This is a genomic window from Viridibacillus sp. d25.2, from assembly GCF_055456015.2.
The window spans coordinates 4,273,143-4,295,869 of record NZ_CM196652.1 but is presented as its reverse complement, the minus strand read 5'-3'; the positions used below and the strand labels follow the sequence as shown (position 1 = coordinate 4,295,869).

Here is a 22,727-nt window from a genome sequence, read left to right as displayed (position 1 = left end):
CCGTGATTTTATTTTGTTTCTTTAAATGAGATTGGCGTAGGTTCTATAGTTAAATCTGGTTGGATAGGTTTAAATTCTAATAATGCATCTTTGGATAGTGAAGATGATGAACGAACTTGTTCAATTTCTAAACGAAGTTTTTCTGTTTCAGCTATGAAACTTTGTTGTTTAAGCTTTTCAAGCTCAATTTCATCTTGTAGTATACTGTGTTTTATTCTCAAGCGGTCGTTGAAAGATTTTGATGAAATAGCAACAATTGGAATTAGCAATGCGATAATGGGTACTATAAAAGGGCTCATGAGCAATCTCCTTTAAGTGTATAATGTTTACATTATTATACTGTAAATTGTTGGATTTTGATTCACATTTATTAAATGACAGAAAATTTAAATTAATTAGGTTGTAACGCTTGATTTTGTGTGTGGAAAATTGTAATATAAAAAAACCATAAAATTATTTTATTAAGGAGGATGCTAATGAAAGCTTCTAGATTTGAAACGTACTTGGTAGATCAGGATTTTGAGATTCAAAGAAAAGAAGAAAAACATGAAGAGACTTGCCCTTGCCCTGAGAATGATTTTGAGCAATATCCTGAAGGTTTTTTCACTGAGTTATAGGTATTGAACAGCCGCATTTAGCCCTTTCATTATATGGGGTAGGTGTGAAGCGGAAAGAATGAAAAATCCAGAAAAACGGTAAAATTAGTTAATTGGAGTGCAGGCGGCGACTCCTTGGGGAACTAGCGAACATCTTGAGACCCCGCAGGAGCGTTAGCGACGAGGAGGCTCAAGGTTCGCCCCCAGGAAAGCGTCCGCCGGAACGGAAATTAACGGCATCGAAGAAAAAGCCATGGCAGAAACGATTAATCGTTTCCGCCATGGCTAAAATTCATTTTATGGACTTTTTCGGTGCCCTCCATTTAAAGGCTGTTTTTTTGTAATGAGAAGGGACCTGGGGGTTATTAATAATTTTTGAGTCATCTTAATAGCTCCAGAAATGGTATTAAACCTTTTAAATTTTAGTTCATTTTCTATCAAAATTTTAACTGGAAATAATAATAGAACTGAAAACATTGGATGGAAATTTATTCTTCTTTACAGTATGATGTGATTCAGATGGGGTGTTTAACATGACAATTGATGAGCAAATAGTAAATTGGTTTGAATATTTTCATGCCAATCCTGAAATAAGCTGGGAAGAACATGAAACAACAAAAAAAATTGCATCTATTTTAGATGAGCTGAACGTTTCCTATAGACTTTTAGGTGATGTATCTGGTTTACTAGCGGAAATTGGTGAAGGGGAAGAAATTGTAGCAGTACGTGCAGATATTGATGCTTTATGGCAAGAAGTTGATGGTGAATGGTGTGCAAACCATTCATGTGGCCATGACGCCAATATATCGATGGTGTTAGGTGCGCTACTACATTTGAAAGAGCAAACATTAAGACACCGTATTCGTTTTATATTCCAACCCGCTGAAGAAAAAGGAAACGGTGCTGTTGCTGCTTTTGATAGAGGGGCGGTAGAAGATGTAACCCATTTATTTGGTGTTCATTTACGTCCTATTGAAGAACTTAAATTAGGGCAAGTATCTCCGGCTATTCACCACGGCGCGGCTGTATTTTTAGAGGGGAGTATTCATGGAACAGATGCTCATGGTGCACGACCACATCAAGGTCAAAATGCTATTGATGTTGTAGTAGCTATTCAACAAATGGTAAAAAGTATATATATATCGCCGTTTGAACCACACTCAGCAAAACTTACGAAAATTGTAGCAGATGGTGGAAGTATCAACATTATTCCAGGTGGCGCAAATTTTACTATGGATGTGCGTGCACAGAAAAACGGTGTATTAAAAGAGATACAATCACATGTTGACCATGGGTTAGAAGCAATCAAGCAACAATTTAATGTAGATATTACTTGGAACTGGGTGGATTTAACACCAGGTGCAGAAGTATCTCTGGAGGCTGTGGAAATTGCACAAGAGGCTATTATTGAAGTGCTAGGTAAAGAACATTTAGCGCCACCAGTCATAACACCTGGTAGTGATGATTTCCATTTTTATACGGTTTTGAAGCCGGAATTGAAAGCGACAATGATCGGTATTGGCGCTAATTTAGCACCAGGATTACATCATCCTAAAATGACTTTCGAAAAAGAGTCATTACTAGACGCTGCCAAAGTATTAGCGAATGTACTTTCAAAAACTCTAGTGAAATAATTTAAGAACCTATGCGAAGTAAATCTTTGCATAGGTTCTTTATTTTTTAGGAATATTAGTTAGGTGAATTTTTCTAGTTTATGTGCAGGAAATGCTAGCGCTTTCAAAAAAAGGTTTGACTCAAAAAGAAGTGGCTATTACTATTATTATAATAGTGTTTATTTATAGACTATTCTAAACAATTCATATTTTCACAAAGGGGTTTTGGGGGATGAAAAAGGAGATTAGTGCAGGTTGGGCTGGTTTAACATTTTTGATTATGATTATTACGATGTTAGTAACAGTCGTGGTGTTAGATCAAAGTCCACATGTGCCGTTGATTGTGGGGACAATTGTGGCGGCGATTATTGCATGGAAGCATGGCTATAAATGGATAGAAATTGAAGGCATGATGTATAAGGGGATACGTCTTGCATTACCTGCAATTGTAATAATTATGTTAGTCGGACTAACGATCGGTGCCTGGATTGGTGGCGGAGTCGTAGCAACGATGATTTTCTACGGGTTGAAAATTATTTCACCGGCATGGTTTTTAGTGACGATTATGATTATCTGTTCAATTGTATCACTGGCTATAGGTAGTTCATGGTCGACAATGGCTACAATTGGTGTAGCTGGAATGGGTATTGGTTTGAGTATGGGGATTCCTGCTCCAATGATTGCGGGCGCAGTTATCTCTGGCTCTTATTTTGGTGATAAAATGTCTCCACTTTCTGATACTACGAACTTGGCTGCAGGTTTAACAGAAACAAATTTGTTTGATCATATTAAGCATATGTTTTATACAACAATTCCTGCATTAATTATTTCGTTAGTTGTTTTTGGTATTCTAGGTCGTCAATTTGCATCATCTTCAATGAATATGGAAAAAATTGAAGGAACGTTAAGTGTTTTACAAGAAAGCTTTGTCATTACTCCGTGGTTACTATTAGTACCTGTTATTGTTATAGCATTAGTAGCGAAAAAAGTACCAGCTATTCCTGCTTTAATTGTTGGGATATTACTAGGGTTTATCGCTCAAATTTTCGTGCAGGGCGGAGCACCAGCAGACGCAGTGAATGCTTTGCAAGAAGGATTTAAACTAGAAACTGACAATGCAATGGTCTATGAATTATTTAATCGTGGTGGTTTAGATTCAATGATGTTCACTGTCTCAATGACTTTAGTTGCGATGACTTTTGGCGGTGTATTGGAGTACTCTGGTATGCTTCAATCAATGATGAATATTATTGTGAAAGCAGCAAAATCAACGGGTAGCTTGGTAGCTGCAACTATTGCTTCTTGTATTACAACGAATGCAACTTGTTCTGAGCAATATATATCGATTGTTGTACCTTCTCGTATGTTCGTTAAAGTTTATAAAGATAGAGGATTGCACTCTAAAAACTTATCACGTACTTTAGAAGATGGCGGTACATTAACTTCGGTGTTCTTCCCATGGAATACATGCGGTGTATTTATATTAGCGACACTTGGTGTAAGCGCTTTAGAGTACGCTCCGTATGCGATATTGAATTTTACAGTGCCAATTCTTTCAATTATTTATGGGTATATTGGGTTTTCAATAGTTAAGTTAACGCCGGAAGAACAGGCATTAAATAAGAGTAATGAAGCAAAGTTAATAGAGGAAGAAGATATAAATAGTGTACCTGCACTAGATTAATAGGCAAAAGCCTTCTAGAATTTTGAATGTCTAGAAGGCTTTTTTAATGATATGTGGAGAAATTCAGTTCATATAAACTACTTGGTCGACCTTGCTGATATGTCATTTCTTCTCCAACAATTTTGGCGTAGTTATGTTCAACAAGTTTTTTTAAGATCCGCTCTGTTGTTCGTCGTGTTACTTGTAAATGTTCAGATAAATCCTGAGCTGTAAATTGTAACGACCGTCTTGATTTACTAAAGGTCATAATTTTCGAGATGTTAAGAGGGCTAAGTTTTGTTTCTTTTGCCATAAGGACGATGTAAGGGTCTGTAGCTTGTAATGATAGTGTTGTGTTTGAGTTAGGGAACGGTCCTTGTAGTTCTTTGTTTTCAGTTAATATATAAATAGCATTAGGTGATGCATACTGCAACGCTTGCTGGGCATTTTTTTGTGCTTCTAAAATAGATTCACCGTAACCAAAGACGAGCTTCGCAAACTTCTCTGGTGCAATAAAGAAAGACTCCAGTTTGTTTTGGGTAAGTGCATTTTGTAAGTGTCCATAGGTTGTGAATAATTCAAACCTGGAAGCGTCTACTTGTTGATACGAAGAATGGATAATAGAAGTTAATTGTTCAACAGTTTGTAATGGATTGTATGAAGCTTCATGGAATTCTATAATCCCTGCAACGGCTTTTGCAGATTCAAATTTTGTTAATTGTGATAAAGATATAGATTCGTTTAGACGATGGATAATTGAACTTTTTGGATCAAGCATACGTATTACAGGAATGCCTAAAACCATTAATTCATCATAAATAGCGTGTATACTAGTTATGACTAAATCAATTTGTTTTGTTTGCCAAAGGGCGATATGATTTGTAAGTAATTGCTTAGTTGGTGTTGTTAATTCAATTTCTTGGACAAACGGTAATGGGCCGTCATACTGGATATCTTGTAAGACATTCTGTATAAAAGTAGAGCTCATTACATCAATAGAAAGTCGATCAATTGTGACATCATGTTTTGAAATAGCTGAAAGAATAGTTGTTGATATCATCGTTTCATCTTGTTTTATATATGTCCAAGGTATTGGCCATTGTTGTAATAAGTGTTTAGCATACAAATAAGGCAATGTACCTGCCAACAATAATACATCGCAAGGTTTCACTTGTTTCATTAAGTTAGGTGTTTCTTCTGGTGAATTGTAAATATAAAAATCTAATTGTATATGTGGTACTTCATGTGAGATAATATTGAGACGATTCATAAATGCCTTTGAACAAATGACTGCTATTTTTGTTGACATAGAATATGACTCCTTTGTTATATTTTTTTTATCAATTAACGACTATTTAACGACAACTATAACAGCTTGTAATTAAAAAGAAAAGAGTGAATGTAAATGAAAATTACTGAAATTGAAATTTTTGCAATTGAACTACCTTTAATTGAACCATTTATTATTAGCTATGACACATATCCATCAATGCCCTCTATTATCGTGAAAATGACGACAGATGAAGGCATTGTCGGTTACGGTGAGTCTGTACCTGATGAACACGTAACAGGGGAGACTTGGGAAAGTACTTATGCTGTATTAAAAAACCAACTTGCTCCATTAATGATTGGACAAAATCCAATGGCGTTCGAAAAAATTCACGCATTAATGGATAATGCAGTTTATCAAGTACCTGCAGCAAAAGCGGCGATTGATATTGCTTGTTTCGATATAGCAGGTAAAAAATTGAATGTACCGGTTTATCAGCTAATTGGTGGACGCTATCATGAAAAGTTCCCTGTAACACATGTTTTAAGTATAGGTACACCTGAAAAGATGGCAAATGAAGCACAAGAACGTGTGGAACAAGGCTATCGCTCATTCAAAATGAAGGTTGGAACAGAAGTCATGAAGGATGTAGAACGTATTCAAGCAGTGCGTGATCGTGTTGGTTTTGATATCGCAATCCGTGTAGATGTCAATCAAGGGTGGAAAAATAGTGCCACAACTTTACGAGGCTTACGAGCATTACGTGACGTTGATTTGGATTGGTTAGAGCAGCCTGTTGTTGCAGATGATATAGATGCGATGGTAGAAATAAAATCTAAAACAGACATACCTTTAATGATTGACGAAGGCTTACATGGGGTAAAAGAAATGCGTGAAATTATCGCTAAACGTGCCGCTGATAAAGTTAATATTAAACTGATGAAATGCGGTGGTATTTACCCAGCTATGAAACTAGCAGTAATGGCTGAAATGGCAGGAATTGAATGTCAAATTGGATCAATGGTAGAATCATCAGTTGGTTCTGCGGCTGGTTTCCATGTTGCCTTCTCAAAAGAAATTATGACAAGTGTTGAGTTAACAGGACCATTGAAATTCTCAAAAGATGTGGGTAACTTGAAATATGATGTACCATTCATTTGTTTAAATGGACGTCCAGGATTAGGTATTGATGTAGATGAGGCTGTCCTACAAGAACTTTGCCACTACTCGCATGTAGTGAAATAACAATTGGAGGAGGGCTTGAATGAAAAGTATATATAAAGGTCATTTAGGTGAAGTACCATTTGATATACGCATATTAGCAATGGAACATTTACCAATCATACTACAATTACAAACTATTGTGTATAATGCTTTACCAGATCAATCCGTTTTACAGCCTCTATCACAAGAAGAATTTGAATATATTCTTCTTGGCAACGGCTTAATGATTGGAGCATTTGTAGGAGAAAATCTTATTGCATTCCGCGCATTACTTGAGCCTGAAATTGACGATGAGCATCTTGGGCGTGATTGTGGAGTAAAAGAATCTCAATTACCACGTGTTTTATACCAAGAAATATCAAATGTTTCGCCTGATTATCGTGGATTTGGACTCCAACAGACATTAGCTAAAGTTATTATGAATCAGGTAGATGTAAAACGCTTTGACTATATTTGTGCGACAGTAAAGCCATTTAATATCCCAAGTTTAAAAGACAAATTTTCTCAAGGTATGGTAGTTGTAGCTTTGAAAATAAAATATGGTGGCAAGCTCCGTTATGTATTTTTCAAAAAAACAGTTGAAGAGATTTTGTCATTCACTGAGTCATGTAAAGTATTAATGAGCAGTACCAAAATGCAACAACAGCTATTGAAGGAAGGCTGGCTCGGTGTACAAATTTTTATGGAAAATGATGAATGGTTTGTAGAGTATAAAAAACTGTAATAAGTATAAGCCTCTTTCAATAAGGAAAGTGGCTTTTTGTTGAAAATATTTATAAATATAGACAAGAAAGTAAAACTTTTATGATACAAGTTGTAAAAAAGGTTACAATATTTATTAAAGTAAATATAGAACTACGAGATAATAGTAGTAACTGTATAGAGGAGTGAATCTATTGATAAAAATTCCTATAATATTAGACTGTGATCCTGGTATCGATGACACAATGATGCTAACACTTGCTTTTGCAAGACCCGAATTAGATATTCGTTTAGTAACAACTGAGGCTGGAAACGTATCACAAGATAAAACTACATATAATGCACTAAGTTTTTTAACTTATATTAAACAAGATGTTGAAGTCGCTAGAGGTCTAGATGCTCCTATGTTCCGTAAATTAGAAGTGGCTGAAGACATTCATGGCGAGGGTGGATTAGGCAATGTGAAATGGGCAGAGCCAACGTTACAAGCAAGTGAACGTTCAGCTATAAATGCAATGCGTGAAACGCTATTAGCTAGTGATGAGCCAATAATAATTGTGGCAACAGGTCCATTAACGAATGTAGCAGCATTATTATTTGCACACCCAGAAGTAAAACCGAAAATAAAATTGATTTCATGGATGGGCGGAGCAGCAGTAGGTGGTAATATGTCAGCAACTGCTGAATTTAATGCTTATGTTGACCCACATGCGGTAGAATTAGTTTTCCGTTCAGGTTTACCGATTGTAATGAGTGGTCTAGATGTAACGCATAAAGCATATATCACCCTTGATGAAATGGAACGATTAAGTAAGTCAGGAACTCCGTTTGCTGAAAAAGTTTCTGATATGATGAAGTTTTATACATTCACGCAATCACAAACACCATTCCATGCGCCAAATTTTGAGAATCAAATTCGCGTGCATGATGTGTGTGCAGTTGCTTACCTTGTAGCTCCATACTTATTTCAAGGCGGAGACTATTTTGTGGAAGTAGAGATGGAAGGACGTTTAACAGCTGGTTCAACAATTGTTGATTATGTAGGTAAAACAGGTAAGGCACCAAATGTAAAAGTACTACATACAGTTAATCGTGAAGGATTTATCGAATTATTCTTTAATGCTGTTAACACGATTGGTAAACAACTATCTTAAGTAAGAAGTATCTAAAAACTACTTAGTATCTATTTGGATATTGAGTAGTTTTATTATTTTGCGCCAATAAAAATAGTAATGTAATTTTGTATATCCAATATATAATTTAATAGCAAAGCATCGTGAATTGATAGAAATAAGTATGAATTTGAACTTTAAGTAATTGTAGTGTTTTCAAAAAACGAAATGCCAAAAAGGAGCCAAAATAGATTATGACAAAGAATATTATAGTAGCAGGTAGTATTAATATTGACCTTGTATATGAAGTACCTCGTATAGTAAAAGAAGGGGAAACTATTCATAGCACGAGTCATGCTATGTTTTTTGGGGGGAAAGGGGCTAATCAGGCAGTCACTGCGGGACAATTAGGTGCAGATGTTCGATTTATTGGTAGTGTTGGAGCGGATGACCACGGTGTTCGTGCAAAAGAAAATATGGAACAAAAAAATGTGAATACTGCAGCGGTTTCTTTACAAGGAGCGACTGGACAAGCAATTATTCAGTTATCAGATGAAGGGGAGAATTCAATAGTGTTATTCCCTGGTGCAAATTTTCTTGTGACACCAGAGCAAATCCAAAAATCTAAAGTCATATTCGAAAAATGTGATATTTTATTATTACAATTAGAAATACCGATGGAAGCTGTTGAAAAGGCGGCAGAGCTCGCTTTTACAAAAGGAGCGGAAATTATTTTAAATCCAGCACCTGCTCGGGATATTCCAGACTCCCTATTGCGAATGGTTTCGATATTAACACCCAATGAAACAGAACTTGAGTTATTAACAGGAATAACAGCAGATTCAGAAGAAAACTTGAGTAAGGCATGTTCAATAATGCTAGACAAAGGTGTTCAGGTAGTAGTCGTTACTTTAGGAAGTAAAGGAGCATTTTATATGACTTCCGAAGAAAGTGGATTTGTAGCAGCTGAAATAGCAGTAGCAGTTGATACAACAGGAGCAGGAGATTCCTTTAATGGAGCTCTAGCGGTAGCATTATGTAATGGAGATTTACTTACAGATGCTATTACATACGCTTCAAAAGTAGCTGCATTTGTTGTAACTGAAATGGGGGCTCAGCCAGAGATCCCGAAAAAATTCGGTAGGTAATTTGTTTTTTATGTATAGGATGTATTTAAATGTTAACTTTTGTCCACCTGAATACATTGAAGACGATGTGTCTCTAAACTTAAAAAAGCTGTGCAATGCACAGCTTTTTTATAATTTACTACCTTGTAAAATAGACTTTAAGCTTCGGTATCCTTTTTCGAACGCGAGTATTTCCTCTTCGTAGAGGAAGAAGATTTTGTTCCATGATGATTGTCTTCATCCTTCACTGTATCATTTAGCTCTTCAACAGGAATGGCGTCAACAGTTTGCATATCTTCATGCAAATCGAACAAGCTAATTGAATCTGTAGCAACAACATCAGGATTATCTAGATACGGCAAATCAGTGAAAATCTTTTTATCTGCAGGAATTTCAGGTCTCTCCATTTCATCACACTCCCTTATAAAAAGAAGTGTGCTCGAACTAGTTAAGATTATGCACCAAATGCCATTTGATAAAGTAAATATAAATTCAAGAAAATTACGATTGTAGCGACTATCCAACCAACAATTGTTGTAACTTTGTAGTTTACAAGCTCGCCCATAATTTGCTTATTACTTGTAAAGATGATTAAAGGAACGAGTGCAAAAGCGATACCAAATGATAAAATAACTTGGCTTAATACCAATGCATAAGTCGCATTCACACCAAATGCAATAATAGCAAGAGGAGGCAGCATCGTAATCGCTCGACGTAAATAAATTGGGATTTTCTTTCGAATAAATCCTTGCATTACGATATCACCAGCCATTGTACCAACTGAAGAGCTTGCTAGACCAGCAATCAATAATCCGAGACCAAAAGAAATACCAGCCATTGGTCCGAGATATTGTGTTAAGCCCTCAAAAGCCACATCAAGATCCTCAACAGCAATACCTTTTTTAAAGAACACTGCAGCCGCGATAATTAACATACTCATATTAATTGCACCTGCAATTACCATAGCAATTATAATGTCGATTAATTCAAAATGGAAAATTTTCCTTTTCTCTTCATTGGTACGTCCGATGACACGGCTTTGTGTTAATGCCGAATGTAAATAAATTGCATGAGGCATAACGGTTGCACCTAAAATACCTGTTGCAAGTAAGATGGAATCTATTCCCTCAAATCGTGGTGTGAACACCCCTAAAATGACACCGCCCACATCTGGCTTAGCCATAAATGTTTGAAAGGCGAATGCTGCCACGACGATTAGAACCATTCCGGATATACCTGCTTCAAACGCACGATATCCACGACGTTGTAACTCTAATATAGCAAATGAACCAGCCGCTGTAATAAGAGCTGCAGGGAGCATTGGAATACCAAATATTAAATATAATCCTAGAGCAGCACCAATAAATTCAGCTAAATCGGTTGCCATTATGACGAGCTCAGCTTGTATCCATAAAAATATTGATGTTTTTTTAGAAAAGTTTTCACGAGCAACTTCCGGTAAATTCTGTCCGGTAGCAATCCCTAATTTTGCAGAAAGGGATTGGATAAGGACAGCCATTAAGTTAGAAACTGCAATCACCCATAATAGTAAATAACCATATTCAGAGCCTGCAGTAATATTTGTGGCAAAATTGCCTGGGTCTATATAAGCGACAGCAGCGATAAAGGCTGGGCCTAGAAAGGGTAAAATGCGTCTAAAGCCTTTCACATCGCCTCTTAATACATCCTCGGCGGTAGGACCTTCGAAGCGTTTGTAGACAGTTTTCTCTCTAGCTTGCGTCATAGTTTCCCTCGCTCTCAAAAATGTTGTGTAAACAATAAAGTTTCCCGAAGGAAACTTTAGGTTTCTAAATTATAATCCTCAATTTGGAAATTGTAAAGAAAAAAATATTATAATTCTTATCAAAAACATCATTAAATTTCAGGGTTTCTTATAGTAAAGAAAGAAAGTCTTATTTTAAAGGGCAGAAACCACATTGTAACCATCCTTGTATGTCTTTTGAGAAACAACATGTTTTACGAACAGGAGTATTGACTAATTTAGATGGATGTTGACTGCCTGTATACTTTGCAAATAGAGAGCGTTTTAAGAATTTAGACCATACTTTATCATCCTCTAAAATATCTAAAACAATACGTGCTTGATCTTCAGTTCCGGGGTTAGAAAGGAGCGTATGGAAATGCCAAAGCATATAACCGAATATGTTTTCCCACAACATTAACGGGGAAACAGATGTAATTTTACGTAACTGCTGAATAATTTCATGACATTGTGTTAGTAAAATATGCGCAATTACTTCCTCTCGTTCTGAATCATCAACAACTCGCCAATCATCTTCTTTTATAAATGTGCAAAGTGCTGATCTACCAAATTCTTCACGTGCTCCAAAATGAATAGAAGAAACATTACCATCCCAAACTTCGTCATATGTACTTAGCATGTAGAATTGCATAGCGACGAACATGCCAAAACGTTTTGTGAAATATGAAATAGCAATTGTTTCCGATCTTACATCACTAATAGCATACATAAGGTTTATAAAATCAGGAAGAAATGAATCATCATGCAATTGATCAAGTTGGAAGAGTACCGTTGATGGCTTATCCGTATATACACTGTATGAATTTAGCTGTTGTCTTTGATCTTTAGATAAAGTCCCCATTTAATCACCTCTTACAAACTACTATACAATAAAATTTTAAAGACTTATTGAATTAATATTTAGACTTTCAAAGTTACAATGCCTAAAGAATAAAATTTAAGTGAATTTTCTATAAAATGCTTGACTATTTATATGATAATGATTATCATTATCATATAAAGAAAACCTCCTTTACAACATAGCAAGTAGAGAAGGATTATAATTAGCTACTTTTCTCCAAAATTTAGCTAAACACTACAATGTGTTCTTAAACCCCCCTCAAAAGTTTAGGAATATATCGATAAAACTGGAACGGTAAACCTTTAAAGGTTTACCGTTTTTTGTTGATCGTATTCTTGCGCTATATATAGGTAGTAATCATTCAATGTTAAAAAATGATTTCTAAAATGAAAATAAAATACCTCCTTAATTACAAAATACAGTCGGGCAATCCAGACAAATAAATATAAGAAAACGCTTGGAGAATATCCTAGCGTTTTGTGTGCTAAATTATTTGCTAAACTTATTAATATCCAAGTGCGATTACGTTTACGGAAGGGTCTGCTTTTTTATTTTCTCCAGATCATCTGAACTACTTAGTTGCATAAGTGGCTCCCTGAGCTTGTAATAGCCAAAAAGAATCGTGTGTGTGGGTTAATAAGTGACGAATGGTTACACCTTCATACGCGGATAAATGAGATTCTTCAACAAACCGTCGAATCGGATCATCAATAGAAAAGTAGCCAAATATTTATGCATCGAACAAAGATTGCGCTGTACGTGTAAAGGGAGACAAAATCGACGTTTTAGGCAGTGTTTTTTTAATTTCCCACTCAAAGATTCAGAAATTGGATGAGACGCTCTAGTTGAAGTGATGGCTATGGCTTAATTGAATTAGTGAAGGAGAACTAGGTAAAATAGGATCGTCCGGAAAGCATAGATGTGCAGAACGGCCTACTGCAATCGGGCGCGAGTGTTATTGCAATAGGATTCTAAGTTTTATAAACTAATGTTAGAATAGTTTAACAATTTATATAATGGGGTGTGAATGTTGAAAAAGTATATGTGTGTAGGAATTTTAATTGGAGCTATCGCTTTAGCGGGATGTAGTGTAAATGAAGAATCAGAAAAAAAGTAACGGAGGGTATGACCCATGGATAAGCAGTAGAGGTTGGGGCTTTATCTGATACCAATAAAGAAAAATTTGTATCAGTAACTCCATTAGAATTAACCCAAAAACAAAAAGAAAAGTATCATAAGCAATATGTTGAAATAGTAGAAAAGATAAATGCAGAGGAAGGTACAAATCAACTTGAAGTTGTACCAATTGACGAATTTAAAACAGAAGATTGGGTTGAACCAGAGAAATTTAAACAGTTAGCAGTCGATAGGGCACATTGGGAATTTACCTCTAAAGTCTTTGGTGGCGACCCAGTTGAATGAGTGTAATAAGTTGAAAAGCCTTAATAAGACGAATTTACAATAACGAGTTTATGAAACATTGTACTTAAGCTAACGCGGCAGTTTAGTTGAAGATACGGAATTCGTAATAATGAGGACGTGAACTCAGTTTCTAATAGAGATGCAAGCTTTAAGTTATATAGAGTTACAAAAGAATTTTAATTATGGTCTTCAGTTTTATTCCTATTTAGATATTTGTTTATCTAACAAAAGGGTACATTCCGATGTAATCGTTGCTACATTTTTATATGAACCCCACCAAGCTCCTTATAGAAGCAACGGGGGAACTTTAATAAAATATAGTATAAAGGACCAGGAATTCAATATATAAAAGGTGGGAAATGAGATGGTAAGAAAGTATCGATTATATCAAATTGATTCATTTACGAAAGTAAAATTATCAGGTAATCCGGCTGGTGTAATAACAAATGCAGATGGTTTATCTTCGGGTGAGATGCAGAGGATTGCTAGAGAGCTTAACAATTCGGAAACGGCATTTATCTTTAAATCAGACAATAGCAAATCTGATGTACATATTCGTTTTTTTACGCCTACTCATGAGGTTCCTATCTGTGGACATGCGACGATCGCTGCCCACTATGCTCGTGCAGTTGAAAATAGTTTAAATACAGTTAAAGTTTATCATAAAACTGGTGCCGGCATTTTACCAGTCGATGTGATTAATGAAGGTAATGATTACAAAATTATTATGACGCAGGGTAGTATAAGTTTTGAAACTGTGATTGAAGGTGTAGCTTTAGAGAACATATTTACAGCTTTCAATATTAGTGAAAATGATTTACTAGAAGATTGTCCAGTACAAATCGTTTCTACCGGGCATTCTAAGGTGATGATTGGAATTAAAAATTCGGAACTTCTCAACCAATTAAACCCTAATATGGATTTACTCACAAAAGTCAGTGGATTAATTAATTGCAATGGTTTCTATGTTTTTACGATGAATGCTCCCGACTCTGATATTTTAATTCATGGAAGAATGTTTGCTCCTGCAATTGGTATTAACGAAGACCCTGTTACAGGTAATGCGAACGGTCCTTTAGGCGCTTACTTGATACATCATAGACTTGTCAAACATGATAATACTTTATTTAGTTTTAAAGCAGTGCAGGGCGAAGCTATAAAACGGGCGGGTATTATTGATGTTCAAGTGAAAATTTGTAATCAGGAACCAGAGGAAGTAAGAATTGCAGGAAATGCTGTAATCGTATTTAAGTCCGAGTTATTACTTGATTAGCAATTCACATGTAAAGATTTGAATCGTAAATGGAGGTCTTTATTAATACGAATTTCAGTCATATAAACTGTAAATCATAATAAAGTTATTTCTATGACGGTGAATTTTGTATTATTTTTAATGGGGGGATTTGTGAAATAATACACTCAAACTAAACCAGCTAATAGAATGTCAAGAAAAACATTGATAATCAAAAAACACTTCATGTTATACTAAAAATGCGAAAGACAAATAACCCTCCTCATTCAGTGTGGAAGGTTTTTGTTTTATTTGAAAATGCTGTTATTAAATAGTTTCTTGGAATGGTGCTTTCGTTTTTAAAATCGCATAAATCCAGTGTAAAAGCTTATTAGCACAAGCAATAATGGCTACTTTATACGGCTTTCCTTCCTCACGTTTTAAATCGTAGAAGGCTCGTAATCGTTTGTTTCGGGCAATAGTTTCATCTGTTGTTTTCTTTTTACGGCTATCTCGAATGGAACAGCGAACGGCTGTATAAAGCATATGGCGAAGCCTAGCTGAGCCGCGTTTGGTAATGTGATTTTTCGTGCCTTTAAAGCGACCTGATTCAAACACACTGGGATCTAATCCCGCAAAAGCTACTAACTTTTTTGGATGATTAAACCGCTCAATTTCCCCAATTTCTGAAAGTATCGTGGCCGCGATTTTTTCACCTACACCGGGAAGTGATTGGATTAATTCATATTCTTCGAGTTGTGCCGCCAATTGATCAATCTCACGCTCTAACGTAGAAAGTTGTTGGCGGTAAGCTTGAAGTAAATCAATATACATATTCATACTGACGAGAAGGCTTTGATAAAGCGTTGACTGAAATGGGTTGCATTCTGCAGCTACTATTAATACTTCAGCTCTTTCATGCGCCCAATTAAATGAACGTGCTTTACAGTGCTTATCAATAAATTGTGCAATCTCTTCTACGCCTGCGTCTAGTACTAATTCAGATGTAGGGTAGGACTGTAAAGTCCTTAATGAAATCTCTGCGTACAAATCACCAAAAACACCTTTATACTCAGGGAAAACTTGATCTAATACAGCTTGAAATTGTAGCTTTGTTTGAACCATAATTCCCGTCATATTTTCGTGATGCCTTGTCAGATGCCGAAGGTTTAAAAGGCGAATACCACGTTTTTTCTGAGGCTCTAAATCCTCTTTGTAATACAGTTCGCCTAAGTGATAGGCATCAATTACATCTGTTTTAGTTTTTCGTAAACTAGAGCTTTTAGCTCGGTATGAAACGAGCGGATTGACGATAATGACAATATATTCTCTAGCTTCTAAAAATTGTACAACTGGAGCATGATAGTGACCTGTTGATTCCAATACAACAGGTGGTTTTAACCCTGTTTGACGCTCTAAATCTAGTAAATAAGAGTGTAACTCTTCAAGTCCTCCCACCGTATGTTCAATCTTCACACTGCTTTTATAGGGCATTTTTTTATCCAAAAACATTTGAACCTGACTTTCACCTTTTGCGACATCCAGACCAACTACTGGATTCATAGTTTATCTCCTCCTCATGTAGTGTATTGACCGGTAACCTCTATCTAGCTTGTTATTCATATCTTCGCTTGTTATACGGGATCACTATGTCCCAACCAGCCTAATCATGTGTTAACAAGTAGAGGGCGAACAGTTTAGTTGTCGGGATCAAGTCCCACGGGTGCTTCCGTTCTACCCCGGCTACTATCAATCTATAAATTGAATAAAAAATAGTCAACCAGATTCTCTGGCTGACCTTATAATACGAACGGGGTGCTTTAATCCAAAAAGAATGAACGCTCTTTTTTTGGTGAAGTTATTGAACTAACGCCATGGGATAGTTCAATAACTTCCTTAGACTTTGTCCTACAAATCAAAAGTTTAAATTTGTATATGCTTAACTTTTACTTAATATCTTTTTTGTTAAATCAATTAGATTTTGTCCTGCAAGTTTTTTATTGGACTTTTCTATTAGATAGTTATTAACGGGGGCTTTAGTTTAATAAAAAGGAAAGAGCGTTACATATTAGTTATATCAAATATGTAGCGCCCTTTTATTTATTTGTCTTTTTTTAAAAAATTTTGGTCTTGATAATAATCCACAGTGGGCGGTTGTTTTTTCTTTATAAGCATTGTGTAATAGCTATGTAAAAACATTCCGATAATGATAACAGCTAAGCCAAATAGAGCAAGTGGTTCTGGTAATGGAATACCTAGGATAATCATCTCTCCAGCTATAACAAACACAATTTCAGTTGATTGTGTCGCTTCAACGGCTGCAAGTTTACCTTGGTTATCACGGACGCGATCTGTTGCGATAAAGAAAAGAATAGTCGCAATAACACCGGAGCTAATCCCAACAAGAAGTGAATTAATCACTTGGCTAGTAGAGGGCAATCCGACTGTTAGTAGAGCAAAAACAGCTAATATAATCCAAGCTGGGAGCGAAGCGACGGTCATGCCAAGAACCCTTTGGAAGGTATCTAAGCGACCATCGCACACATCCATCATCTTACGATTGCCAAGTGGGTAAGCAAACGCTGCTACAATAACCGGCAGGATGCCTAGCATCAAGCTTTCAGCAGAAACTGTTTTAGCACTTGGGATTTGAATTAATATAATTCCAACTAAAATAGTACACGATATAAGCAAAGACACGATAGGAATCTTCTGTCGTATTTTTTTTTCGCCAAGTTTTATGACGAAAAGCGGTGCTAATAATACGCCGGCAACAATCGTAAATTGCCATGTTCCGGATACGAGCCAACCAGGTCCATAGGCAGCGGCGAATGTTAGCGGTGCATAAAATAGGACGAATCCAACAAAGCTCCATAATAACCAAGCTTTAGGCTGTCTTTTCATTTCCTTTGTCATTGGTTGTACGCCTTTACGGTACATCACAATAACTAGTAAAAAGGGAAGCATGAAAAAGTAACGTAATGATGAGCTCCATAGCCAACTACCACCATCTAACTCCATTACGCGATTTAAAATAAAAGTTACAGCAAAAAATAATGATGCTAAAACACCTAAAGCAATTTCTTTCAAACTTTCACCTACCTATTAATTCACATTATGCTCGTTGCTCAAACAATTGGACAATTTCAATGATAACTTCAGTCGCTTTGACCATTGTTTCAGCAGAAACATACTCGAATTTACCATGCATATTTTCGCCACCAGCGAAGATATTAGGAGTTGGCATTCCCATATAAGAAAGTTGAGAACCATCTGTACCTCCACGAACTGGTAAAATTAAAGGTTTGATATCTAAATTTTCCATTGCTTCATATGCTACGTCAATAATGTGTTTTTCTGGTTCGATTTTTTCGGCCATATTAAAGTATTGATCTGCTACTTCAACAGTAATGGCATTTTCACCGAACTCAGCTTTAATTTTGGCTTCAGCTTCTTTAAACAATTGTTTTCTTGATTCAAATTCTTCTCGATCAAAGTATCGAATTATATAAGAAAGTCTTGCTTCTTCAATATGTGCGTTGAAGTTCATTAAGTGAATGAAGCCTTCATGACCAGCAGTTTTTTCAGGTACTTCATCTTCAGGCATATAAGATTGGAATTTAATAGCCATTGTAATAGCATTGACCATTTTATCTTTGGCAGAACCTGGGTGTACACTTACGCCGTAAGTTTTTACTTTTACTCCAGCTGCATTGAAACTTTCATATTGTAATTCACCTAAAGGGCCACCATCCATTGTATAAGCAAAATCAGCATTAAATGCGTCAACATCAAATTTATGTGGTCCACGGCCGATTTCTTCATCAGGTGTGAAAGCAACTCGAATTTTTCCGTGTTTAATATCAGGGTTAGTAATTAAATACTCCATAGCTGTCATAATTTCAACAATACCAGCTTTATCATCAGCACCAAGTAATGTAGTACCATCAGTCGTGATCAAAGTTTGACCTACATAGTTAGCAAGTTCTGGCGAATTTTTTGGAGATAGGATTGTGTTTGCATTTAGTTGAATATCTCCACCATCGTAATTGTCGTGACGTTGTGGCTTAACGTTTGTACCAGTGTAGTCAGTGGCAGTATCAACGTGTGCTAGAAAACCGATTGTTGGTAATTGTTTATCTGAATTAGCTGGTAGTGTTGCAAATAGGTATCCATTTTCATCAAGTGAAATTTCAGTCATACCAATTTCGGCTAATTCTTTCTCCAGTACACGAAGTAGATCCCACTGTTTCTCAGTTGATGGAGTTGTTTCACTTTCAGCATCAGACTGTGTATCGATTTGCGCATAGCGTACTAGTCGTTCAATTACTGTTTCTTTCATTTTGGAATATCCCCCTTATTGTAAAAGCATTGTCACTATTCTAACACTTTCTTTCGGATGACGGAATAATAAGAAATACTAATAGCAAATAATAGCTGAGCACCGTAATAGCTCACCATAATAAGTGCATGAGAAAATGGTATATCTGTAATGAACATATTAATCGATAATATTGAATCAGAAAAAATAAATGACAGTGCCCCAATAATAGCAAATTTCGTGTTTGTCTGAATTGCTGTCCAGCCCATAGTTAAAATAACAGTGATGTACGCGACAACTGCAATGGCTAAAATAAGGTCCCCAGATTTAAAGACAGTCCCAGCAATCCAAAAAATCATAAATCCCCCATATAGTAATAGAAGACTAGCTGCAGGTTTAGCAATAACTCTCTCTTTTAATTGAATAAATGCGACGATATAGCAGATATGACCAATTAAAAAACTGGATAACCCAATTAAAAACCACTGAAGCGTTGCGTCGCCAATCATACAAAAGAGCAAACCAAGAAGTAACCAATTCTTTAACCTTGTATTAGGTGGTGCTTTTTGAAGCGAAGCTAACCAAATAATGAGTAGCATGGGAACTACTTTAAAGCTAAGTTTCACAATAACTGGCTCAGCAGGTATTAAGAAAATATAAATGATACCAAATAAGACGATTAGGCTTATAAGAATCTTTTGTTTCATGTACTTACCTCCTTTTATTAAAGAGTATTCTTGCTGATAACCAATAAAACCTTTCTAATAAAAAAATATAACTGAAACTTTCTAGAGGTTGTATCGTAAAATAGATATGTGAAAGGATGATTAAAATGATTGCTACATTGATAATGTCGGCCATAGTTGCAGCAGTAGCTGGACTGTTAATTGTACCGATAACAAGTAAGACAAAAGATGGGGATTTGAAAACCAAATTTAAAATTCAATTTTTTATTTCCGTATTCATAGTTGCTTTTATAGCTACAGCTACAATTTACTATGTTCTAATAATTGATCAAAACTGGACGCTTTTATGGCCAGCGATGATTGTTTTAACAGCACTTGGAGCATGGTCTGCAAGTGGGATGGAGCGTAATTTAAAAGCCATTCTATTTTTAGGAAGCTTAGGTTTTGGTGTATATATTTTGACGGCACCTCTATTTAATGCGAATGATAAATTCTCATCAGCTGAAATGACACAAAAAGTTGAATTGAAAGCATTTGATGAAACAAAAAAACCTGCAAGCGTACCACCAAAATTCGCACGTAATAAGATGAAAAAAGCATTTAGCCAAGTACCGAATACAAGCTACTATGAATTAGGTAGCTTACAAATTCAAAAGGTAAACGGTGAATTTGTATACATCGCTCCTGTTGAATTCTCAGGCTTCTTTAAATGGACGAAGGGGAAAGTAACACCGGGTTATTTTAAAATGAGTGCGACAGACTCTTCTGATAATCCAAAATTCATCAAATCAGAAATGAAATATACAACCTCTTCTTTCTTAAACTACAATATTGAGCGTCATATTCGTTTAGAAAATCCGACGAAAATATTCTACGGTGAGCCGCAGCTTGAAGTAGATGATGACGGTAAACCGTATTATATTCGTTCATATGGTAAATTTATTACGGCTCGTAACGGCTTTGACGCAGAGGGAGTTGTCATGGTCGATGCTGAAACTGGTAAATCCCAAACATTTGCATTAAAAGATGTCCCAGCATTTATCGATGGTGCAATTTCTCCTGAAGCAGTTAGTCTTCAAAATAGCTATTTCGGTAACTATATTCATGGTTTCTGGAATAGTAAATTTGGTAAAAAAGATGTGAAATTACCTTCAGATGAAGGAACTGAAGCAAATGTTAGCCCGATATTTGATGAGAATGGCGATATGTACTACTTCACAGACTTTACAAGTCCAAAAGAAGGTGTCGATTCGATGCTTGGCTATTCACTTACAAATGGTCGCACAGGAGAGGCAACATATTACACTGGAAACCAAGAAGAATCTTACATGGATTCTCAAGGTGCATTACAAATAATCGAAAAGAAATTCATCGAGAAAAAATGGCAAGGTCAAATGCCAATCATCTATAACTTCTATGGTGAAGCAAGCTGGTTAACACCAGTTCTTGATTCAAATGGTTTCTTACAAAACTATTTCATCGTCTCAGCTGCTAATCCTGAGCTTTCAGTTTCAGGTACAACTCCAAATGAGGCATTAAGACAATATAAATCGATCTTAAGCCGTGGTGGCAGTTCTGTAAACGGTAGCTCGCAACAAGAACAAGCGACAATTAAAGGGAAAGTTGTTCGAGTTTATAAAGAGAAAAATGGCGATTTCACAACCGTATCGTTTATGTTAGATAACAAAGATAACTATAGTGTTAACTCAGAAGTTGTACCGCTAGCAATCTATCTAGAAGAAGGCGACAAAGTCGAAGTGAAATATATCAACTCTGGCGAAGTCTTCTTACCTGTAAAAGAGCTAGTAATAGAAGGATTAGTAAAAGAATAAAATTAAACCTGTCACTACATAGTGACAGGTTTTTTCATAGATTTATGATTAAGTGAAGTGAAAGAGATGATGCGTATTAAAAGGAATCGAATTAGGTCAACTACAAATTAAAAACCTCTGAAACTAGATGTCCCTAATTTCAGAGGTTCTTTTATTACTTCCAATTAAATCCTTTTTGTGCCAAAAATTCATTAATATGTGGTCGGCGTTGCTCTATTAAGAAGTCAGCCATTTGTTTTGTCCAGGTAGCCATTTTACGATTTGATCCACGACTAGCGTAGTAAGCTTCCATTGTTGCATCATATTCATCTAGCAATGTGTCATATTGTTCTACATCATAATTATTTTCATGTAGTACAGCTTCTACTGGTAAACGGGGTTTTGTTTCATTTCGCTTCGTAGGTACACCGATTGTCATAGCAAACAAGGGGAAAACGTATTCTGGAAGCCCGAATAATTCGCTTATTTCATTTGGATTATTACGCGCTCCACCAATATAACAAATACCATAGCCTTGGTCTTCAGCAGCAATAACGAAGTTTTGAGCGAAAAGTGCAACATCTGCAACACCTACAAGTACGTTTTCCGCAGAGTCAGCAATAATTTCTATACCATTTTTTTGACCAGCAACTTGCAGTCGTTTAAAATCTACACAAAATAAAAACGAAGCACCTGCTGTTCCAAATTGGAACTCATTATTTGAAAGTTCTCCAAGTTTTTTCTTCTTATCTTCATCCGTAACCCAAATGACGCTGTATGCTTGTACGAAATGCGAGCTTGCCGCCATTTGTGCTGTTTCAATTAAATCGATAACGACTTCTTTAGGAATAATTTCTCCTGTATATTTGCGTACAGAAGAGTGACTACGTAGTAATTCTTTTACCATAATTCGAAACCCCTTTGTGAAATAAAAATATTTACTTTCTTTAGGCTACCATAATTTAAAGTCTACTTAAATTAATTTCATATGAGTAAACAGAGTATCTATTAAAATAATTTTCAGAAAAAACAAATAAAAGTATTGACATCAGTTTGATATATCTTCTATACTTGTCAACAAGATGGAACTGAATCAAATACTCTTATCAAGAGCGGCGGAGGGATAGGCCCTGCGATGCCCAGCAACCGGTGAGTGATGAACTCACAATGGTGCTAATTCCTACAGATTTTTAATCGGATCTGACAGATAAGGGGAGGAAAAATTGCGTATGCAACCCTCTTCTTAGCGAAGAGGGTTTTTGTTTTTCCATAAAATCCTCATCACACCTCCGATTTGCCATCTTAAAAAAACATTTAGGAGGAAT

The 22,727-nt window shown here is 35.9% G+C and carries 19 protein-coding genes, 1 pseudogene and 1 riboswitch; of the genes and pseudogenes, 10 read left to right on the top strand and 10 right to left on the bottom strand.

Going from position 1 to position 22,727, the window contains the following annotated elements; all coding sequences use genetic code 11:
* Window positions 1-8: 8 nt before the first annotated feature.
* Window positions 9-299 carry a hypothetical protein gene (locus tag ACZLO7_RS20990; protein ID WP_464940926.1) on the bottom strand — a complete coding sequence of 97 codons (291 nt, stop codon included), beginning with the start codon at window positions 297-299 and terminating at the stop codon, window positions 9-11.
* A 177-nt stretch (window positions 300-476) separates the two neighbouring features.
* Between ACZLO7_RS20990 and ACZLO7_RS20985 the strand changes: the two genes are divergently transcribed.
* From ACZLO7_RS20985 to nhaC, 3 genes are all read left to right on the top strand, one after another.
* A complete protein-coding gene (locus ACZLO7_RS20985; RefSeq protein WP_464940927.1) occupies window positions 477-617 on the top strand; it encodes a hypothetical protein in 141 nt (46 codons plus the stop codon).
* Between the two features lie 512 nt (window positions 618-1,129).
* Window positions 1,130-2,230, top strand: coding sequence for an amidohydrolase (locus ACZLO7_RS20980; protein ID WP_464940928.1), 1,101 nt, complete (start codon window positions 1,130-1,132; stop codon window positions 2,228-2,230).
* A 211-nt stretch (window positions 2,231-2,441) separates the two neighbouring features.
* Window positions 2,442-3,893 (top strand): Na+/H+ antiporter NhaC, encoded by a 1,452-nt coding sequence (nhaC, locus tag ACZLO7_RS20975; RefSeq protein WP_464940929.1) that lies wholly within the window; start codon window positions 2,442-2,444, stop codon window positions 3,891-3,893.
* A 43-nt stretch (window positions 3,894-3,936) separates the two neighbouring features.
* Here the strand turns inward: nhaC and ACZLO7_RS20970 are convergent, their stop codons facing one another.
* The gene (locus tag ACZLO7_RS20970) at window positions 3,937-5,181 is read right to left on the bottom strand and encodes a hypothetical protein (protein ID WP_464940930.1); all 1,245 of its coding nucleotides are present in this window, start codon (window positions 5,179-5,181) and stop codon (window positions 3,937-3,939) included.
* Between the two features lie 96 nt (window positions 5,182-5,277).
* Here ACZLO7_RS20970 and ACZLO7_RS20965 point away from each other — a divergent pair, with 96 nt between their 5' ends.
* From ACZLO7_RS20965 to rbsK, 4 genes are all read left to right on the top strand, one after another.
* The gene (locus ACZLO7_RS20965; protein WP_464940931.1) at window positions 5,278-6,387 is read left to right on the top strand and encodes a mandelate racemase/muconate lactonizing enzyme family protein; all 1,110 of its coding nucleotides are present in this window, start codon (window positions 5,278-5,280) and stop codon (window positions 6,385-6,387) included.
* 19 nt (window positions 6,388-6,406) lie between these two features.
* Window positions 6,407-7,090: a GNAT family N-acetyltransferase gene (locus ACZLO7_RS20960; protein WP_464940932.1), complete on the top strand. Its 684-nt coding sequence runs from the start codon at window positions 6,407-6,409 to the stop codon at window positions 7,088-7,090.
* 172 nt (window positions 7,091-7,262) lie between these two features.
* The gene (locus tag ACZLO7_RS20955; protein ID WP_511261371.1) at window positions 7,263-8,222 is read left to right on the top strand and encodes a nucleoside hydrolase; all 960 of its coding nucleotides are present in this window, start codon (window positions 7,263-7,265) and stop codon (window positions 8,220-8,222) included.
* Between the two features lie 212 nt (window positions 8,223-8,434).
* Window positions 8,435-9,328 (top strand): ribokinase, encoded by an 894-nt coding sequence (gene rbsK, locus ACZLO7_RS20950; protein WP_464940934.1) that lies wholly within the window; start codon window positions 8,435-8,437, stop codon window positions 9,326-9,328.
* Window positions 9,329-9,465: 137 nt separating this feature from the next.
* Here rbsK and ACZLO7_RS20945 read toward each other — a convergent pair whose 3' ends face one another.
* The 3 genes from ACZLO7_RS20945 to ACZLO7_RS20935 all read right to left on the bottom strand — a co-directional run bounded on the left by ACZLO7_RS20945 (window position 9,466) and on the right by ACZLO7_RS20935 (window position 11,931).
* Window positions 9,466-9,714 carry a YczO family protein gene (locus ACZLO7_RS20945; RefSeq protein ID WP_464940935.1) on the bottom strand — a complete coding sequence of 83 codons (249 nt, stop codon included), beginning with the start codon at window positions 9,712-9,714 and terminating at the stop codon, window positions 9,466-9,468.
* Between the two features lie 47 nt (window positions 9,715-9,761).
* Complete coding sequence (locus ACZLO7_RS20940; protein WP_464940936.1) at window positions 9,762-11,051, bottom strand: Nramp family divalent metal transporter; 1,290 nt, start codon at window positions 11,049-11,051, stop codon at window positions 9,762-9,764.
* Between the two features lie 169 nt (window positions 11,052-11,220).
* Window positions 11,221-11,931 (bottom strand): Fe-S oxidoreductase, encoded by a 711-nt coding sequence (locus ACZLO7_RS20935; RefSeq protein WP_464940937.1) that lies wholly within the window; start codon window positions 11,929-11,931, stop codon window positions 11,221-11,223.
* Window positions 11,932-12,656: 725 nt separating this feature from the next.
* On the opposite strand from ACZLO7_RS20935, the pseudogene ACZLO7_RS20930 reads away from it, so the two are divergent.
* A pseudogene (locus ACZLO7_RS20930) lies at window positions 12,657-12,776 on the top strand (cyanophycinase); the annotation flags it as partial.
* A gap of 941 nt (window positions 12,777-13,717) precedes the next feature.
* Window positions 13,718-14,626 carry a PhzF family isomerase gene (locus tag ACZLO7_RS20925; RefSeq protein WP_464940938.1) on the top strand — a complete coding sequence of 303 codons (909 nt, stop codon included), beginning with the start codon at window positions 13,718-13,720 and terminating at the stop codon, window positions 14,624-14,626.
* Window positions 14,627-14,911: 285 nt separating this feature from the next.
* On the opposite strand, the gene ACZLO7_RS20920 is transcribed toward ACZLO7_RS20925, so the two are convergent.
* The 4 genes from ACZLO7_RS20920 to ACZLO7_RS20905 form a co-directional block, all read right to left on the bottom strand.
* On the bottom strand, window positions 14,912-16,147 hold the full coding sequence (locus ACZLO7_RS20920; protein ID WP_511261350.1) for an IS110 family RNA-guided transposase: 1,236 nt from the start codon (window positions 16,145-16,147) through the stop codon (window positions 14,912-14,914).
* Window positions 16,148-16,684: 537 nt separating this feature from the next.
* Window positions 16,685-17,674 (bottom strand): DMT family transporter, encoded by a 990-nt coding sequence (locus ACZLO7_RS20915; protein WP_464939883.1) that lies wholly within the window; start codon window positions 17,672-17,674, stop codon window positions 16,685-16,687.
* A gap of 25 nt (window positions 17,675-17,699) precedes the next feature.
* Complete coding sequence (gene pepT, locus ACZLO7_RS20910; RefSeq protein ID WP_464939884.1) at window positions 17,700-18,926, bottom strand: peptidase T; 1,227 nt, start codon at window positions 18,924-18,926, stop codon at window positions 17,700-17,702.
* A 35-nt stretch (window positions 18,927-18,961) separates the two neighbouring features.
* Window positions 18,962-19,612 carry a lysoplasmalogenase gene (locus tag ACZLO7_RS20905; protein WP_464939885.1) on the bottom strand — a complete coding sequence of 217 codons (651 nt, stop codon included), beginning with the start codon at window positions 19,610-19,612 and terminating at the stop codon, window positions 18,962-18,964.
* Window positions 19,613-19,737: 125 nt separating this feature from the next.
* Between ACZLO7_RS20905 and ACZLO7_RS20900 the strand changes: the two genes are divergently transcribed.
* Entirely contained in the window at window positions 19,738-21,423 is a 1,686-nt protein-coding gene (locus ACZLO7_RS20900) for a threonine/serine exporter family protein (protein ID WP_464939886.1), read from the top strand.
* Window positions 21,424-21,577: 154 nt separating this feature from the next.
* Here ACZLO7_RS20900 and ACZLO7_RS20895 read toward each other — a convergent pair whose 3' ends face one another.
* Window positions 21,578-22,309 carry an NADPH-dependent oxidoreductase gene (locus ACZLO7_RS20895; protein ID WP_464939887.1) on the bottom strand — a complete coding sequence of 244 codons (732 nt, stop codon included), beginning with the start codon at window positions 22,307-22,309 and terminating at the stop codon, window positions 21,578-21,580.
* A gap of 193 nt (window positions 22,310-22,502) precedes the next feature.
* Window positions 22,503-22,616: riboswitch (SAM riboswitch) on the top strand.
* The last annotated feature ends 111 nt before the right edge of the window (window positions 22,617-22,727 follow it).

Excerpts from the sequence above, each read along its gene's own strand:
- ACZLO7_RS20990 (WP_464940926.1), bottom strand. The coding sequence starts at position 299 with ATGAGCCCTTTTATAGTACCCATTATCGCATTGCTAATTCCAATTGTT.
- ACZLO7_RS20985 (WP_464940927.1), top strand. The coding sequence starts at position 477 with ATGAAAGCTTCTAGATTTGAAACGTACTTGGTAGATCAGGATTTTGAG.
- ACZLO7_RS20980 (WP_464940928.1), top strand. The coding sequence starts at position 1,130 with ATGACAATTGATGAGCAAATAGTAAATTGGTTTGAATATTTTCATGCC.
- nhaC (WP_464940929.1), top strand. The coding sequence starts at position 2,442 with ATGAAAAAGGAGATTAGTGCAGGTTGGGCTGGTTTAACATTTTTGATT.
- ACZLO7_RS20970 (WP_464940930.1), bottom strand. The coding sequence starts at position 5,181 with ATGTCAACAAAAATAGCAGTCATTTGTTCAAAGGCATTTATGAATCGT.
- ACZLO7_RS20965 (WP_464940931.1), top strand. The coding sequence starts at position 5,278 with ATGAAAATTACTGAAATTGAAATTTTTGCAATTGAACTACCTTTAATT.
- ACZLO7_RS20960 (WP_464940932.1), top strand. The coding sequence starts at position 6,407 with ATGAAAAGTATATATAAAGGTCATTTAGGTGAAGTACCATTTGATATA.
- rbsK (WP_464940934.1), top strand. The coding sequence starts at position 8,435 with ATGACAAAGAATATTATAGTAGCAGGTAGTATTAATATTGACCTTGTA.
- ACZLO7_RS20945 (WP_464940935.1), bottom strand. The coding sequence starts at position 9,714 with ATGGAGAGACCTGAAATTCCTGCAGATAAAAAGATTTTCACTGATTTG.
- ACZLO7_RS20940 (WP_464940936.1), bottom strand. The coding sequence starts at position 11,051 with ATGACGCAAGCTAGAGAGAAAACTGTCTACAAACGCTTCGAAGGTCCT.
- ACZLO7_RS20935 (WP_464940937.1), bottom strand. The coding sequence starts at position 11,931 with ATGGGGACTTTATCTAAAGATCAAAGACAACAGCTAAATTCATACAGT.
- ACZLO7_RS20925 (WP_464940938.1), top strand. The coding sequence starts at position 13,718 with ATGGTAAGAAAGTATCGATTATATCAAATTGATTCATTTACGAAAGTA.
- ACZLO7_RS20920 (WP_511261350.1), bottom strand. The coding sequence starts at position 16,147 with ATGAATCCAGTAGTTGGTCTGGATGTCGCAAAAGGTGAAAGTCAGGTT.
- pepT (WP_464939884.1), bottom strand. The coding sequence starts at position 18,926 with ATGAAAGAAACAGTAATTGAACGACTAGTACGCTATGCGCAAATCGAT.
- ACZLO7_RS20905 (WP_464939885.1), bottom strand. The coding sequence starts at position 19,612 with ATGAAACAAAAGATTCTTATAAGCCTAATCGTCTTATTTGGTATCATT.
- ACZLO7_RS20900 (WP_464939886.1), top strand. The coding sequence starts at position 19,738 with ATGATTGCTACATTGATAATGTCGGCCATAGTTGCAGCAGTAGCTGGA.
- ACZLO7_RS20895 (WP_464939887.1), bottom strand. The coding sequence starts at position 22,309 with ATGGTAAAAGAATTACTACGTAGTCACTCTTCTGTACGCAAATATACA.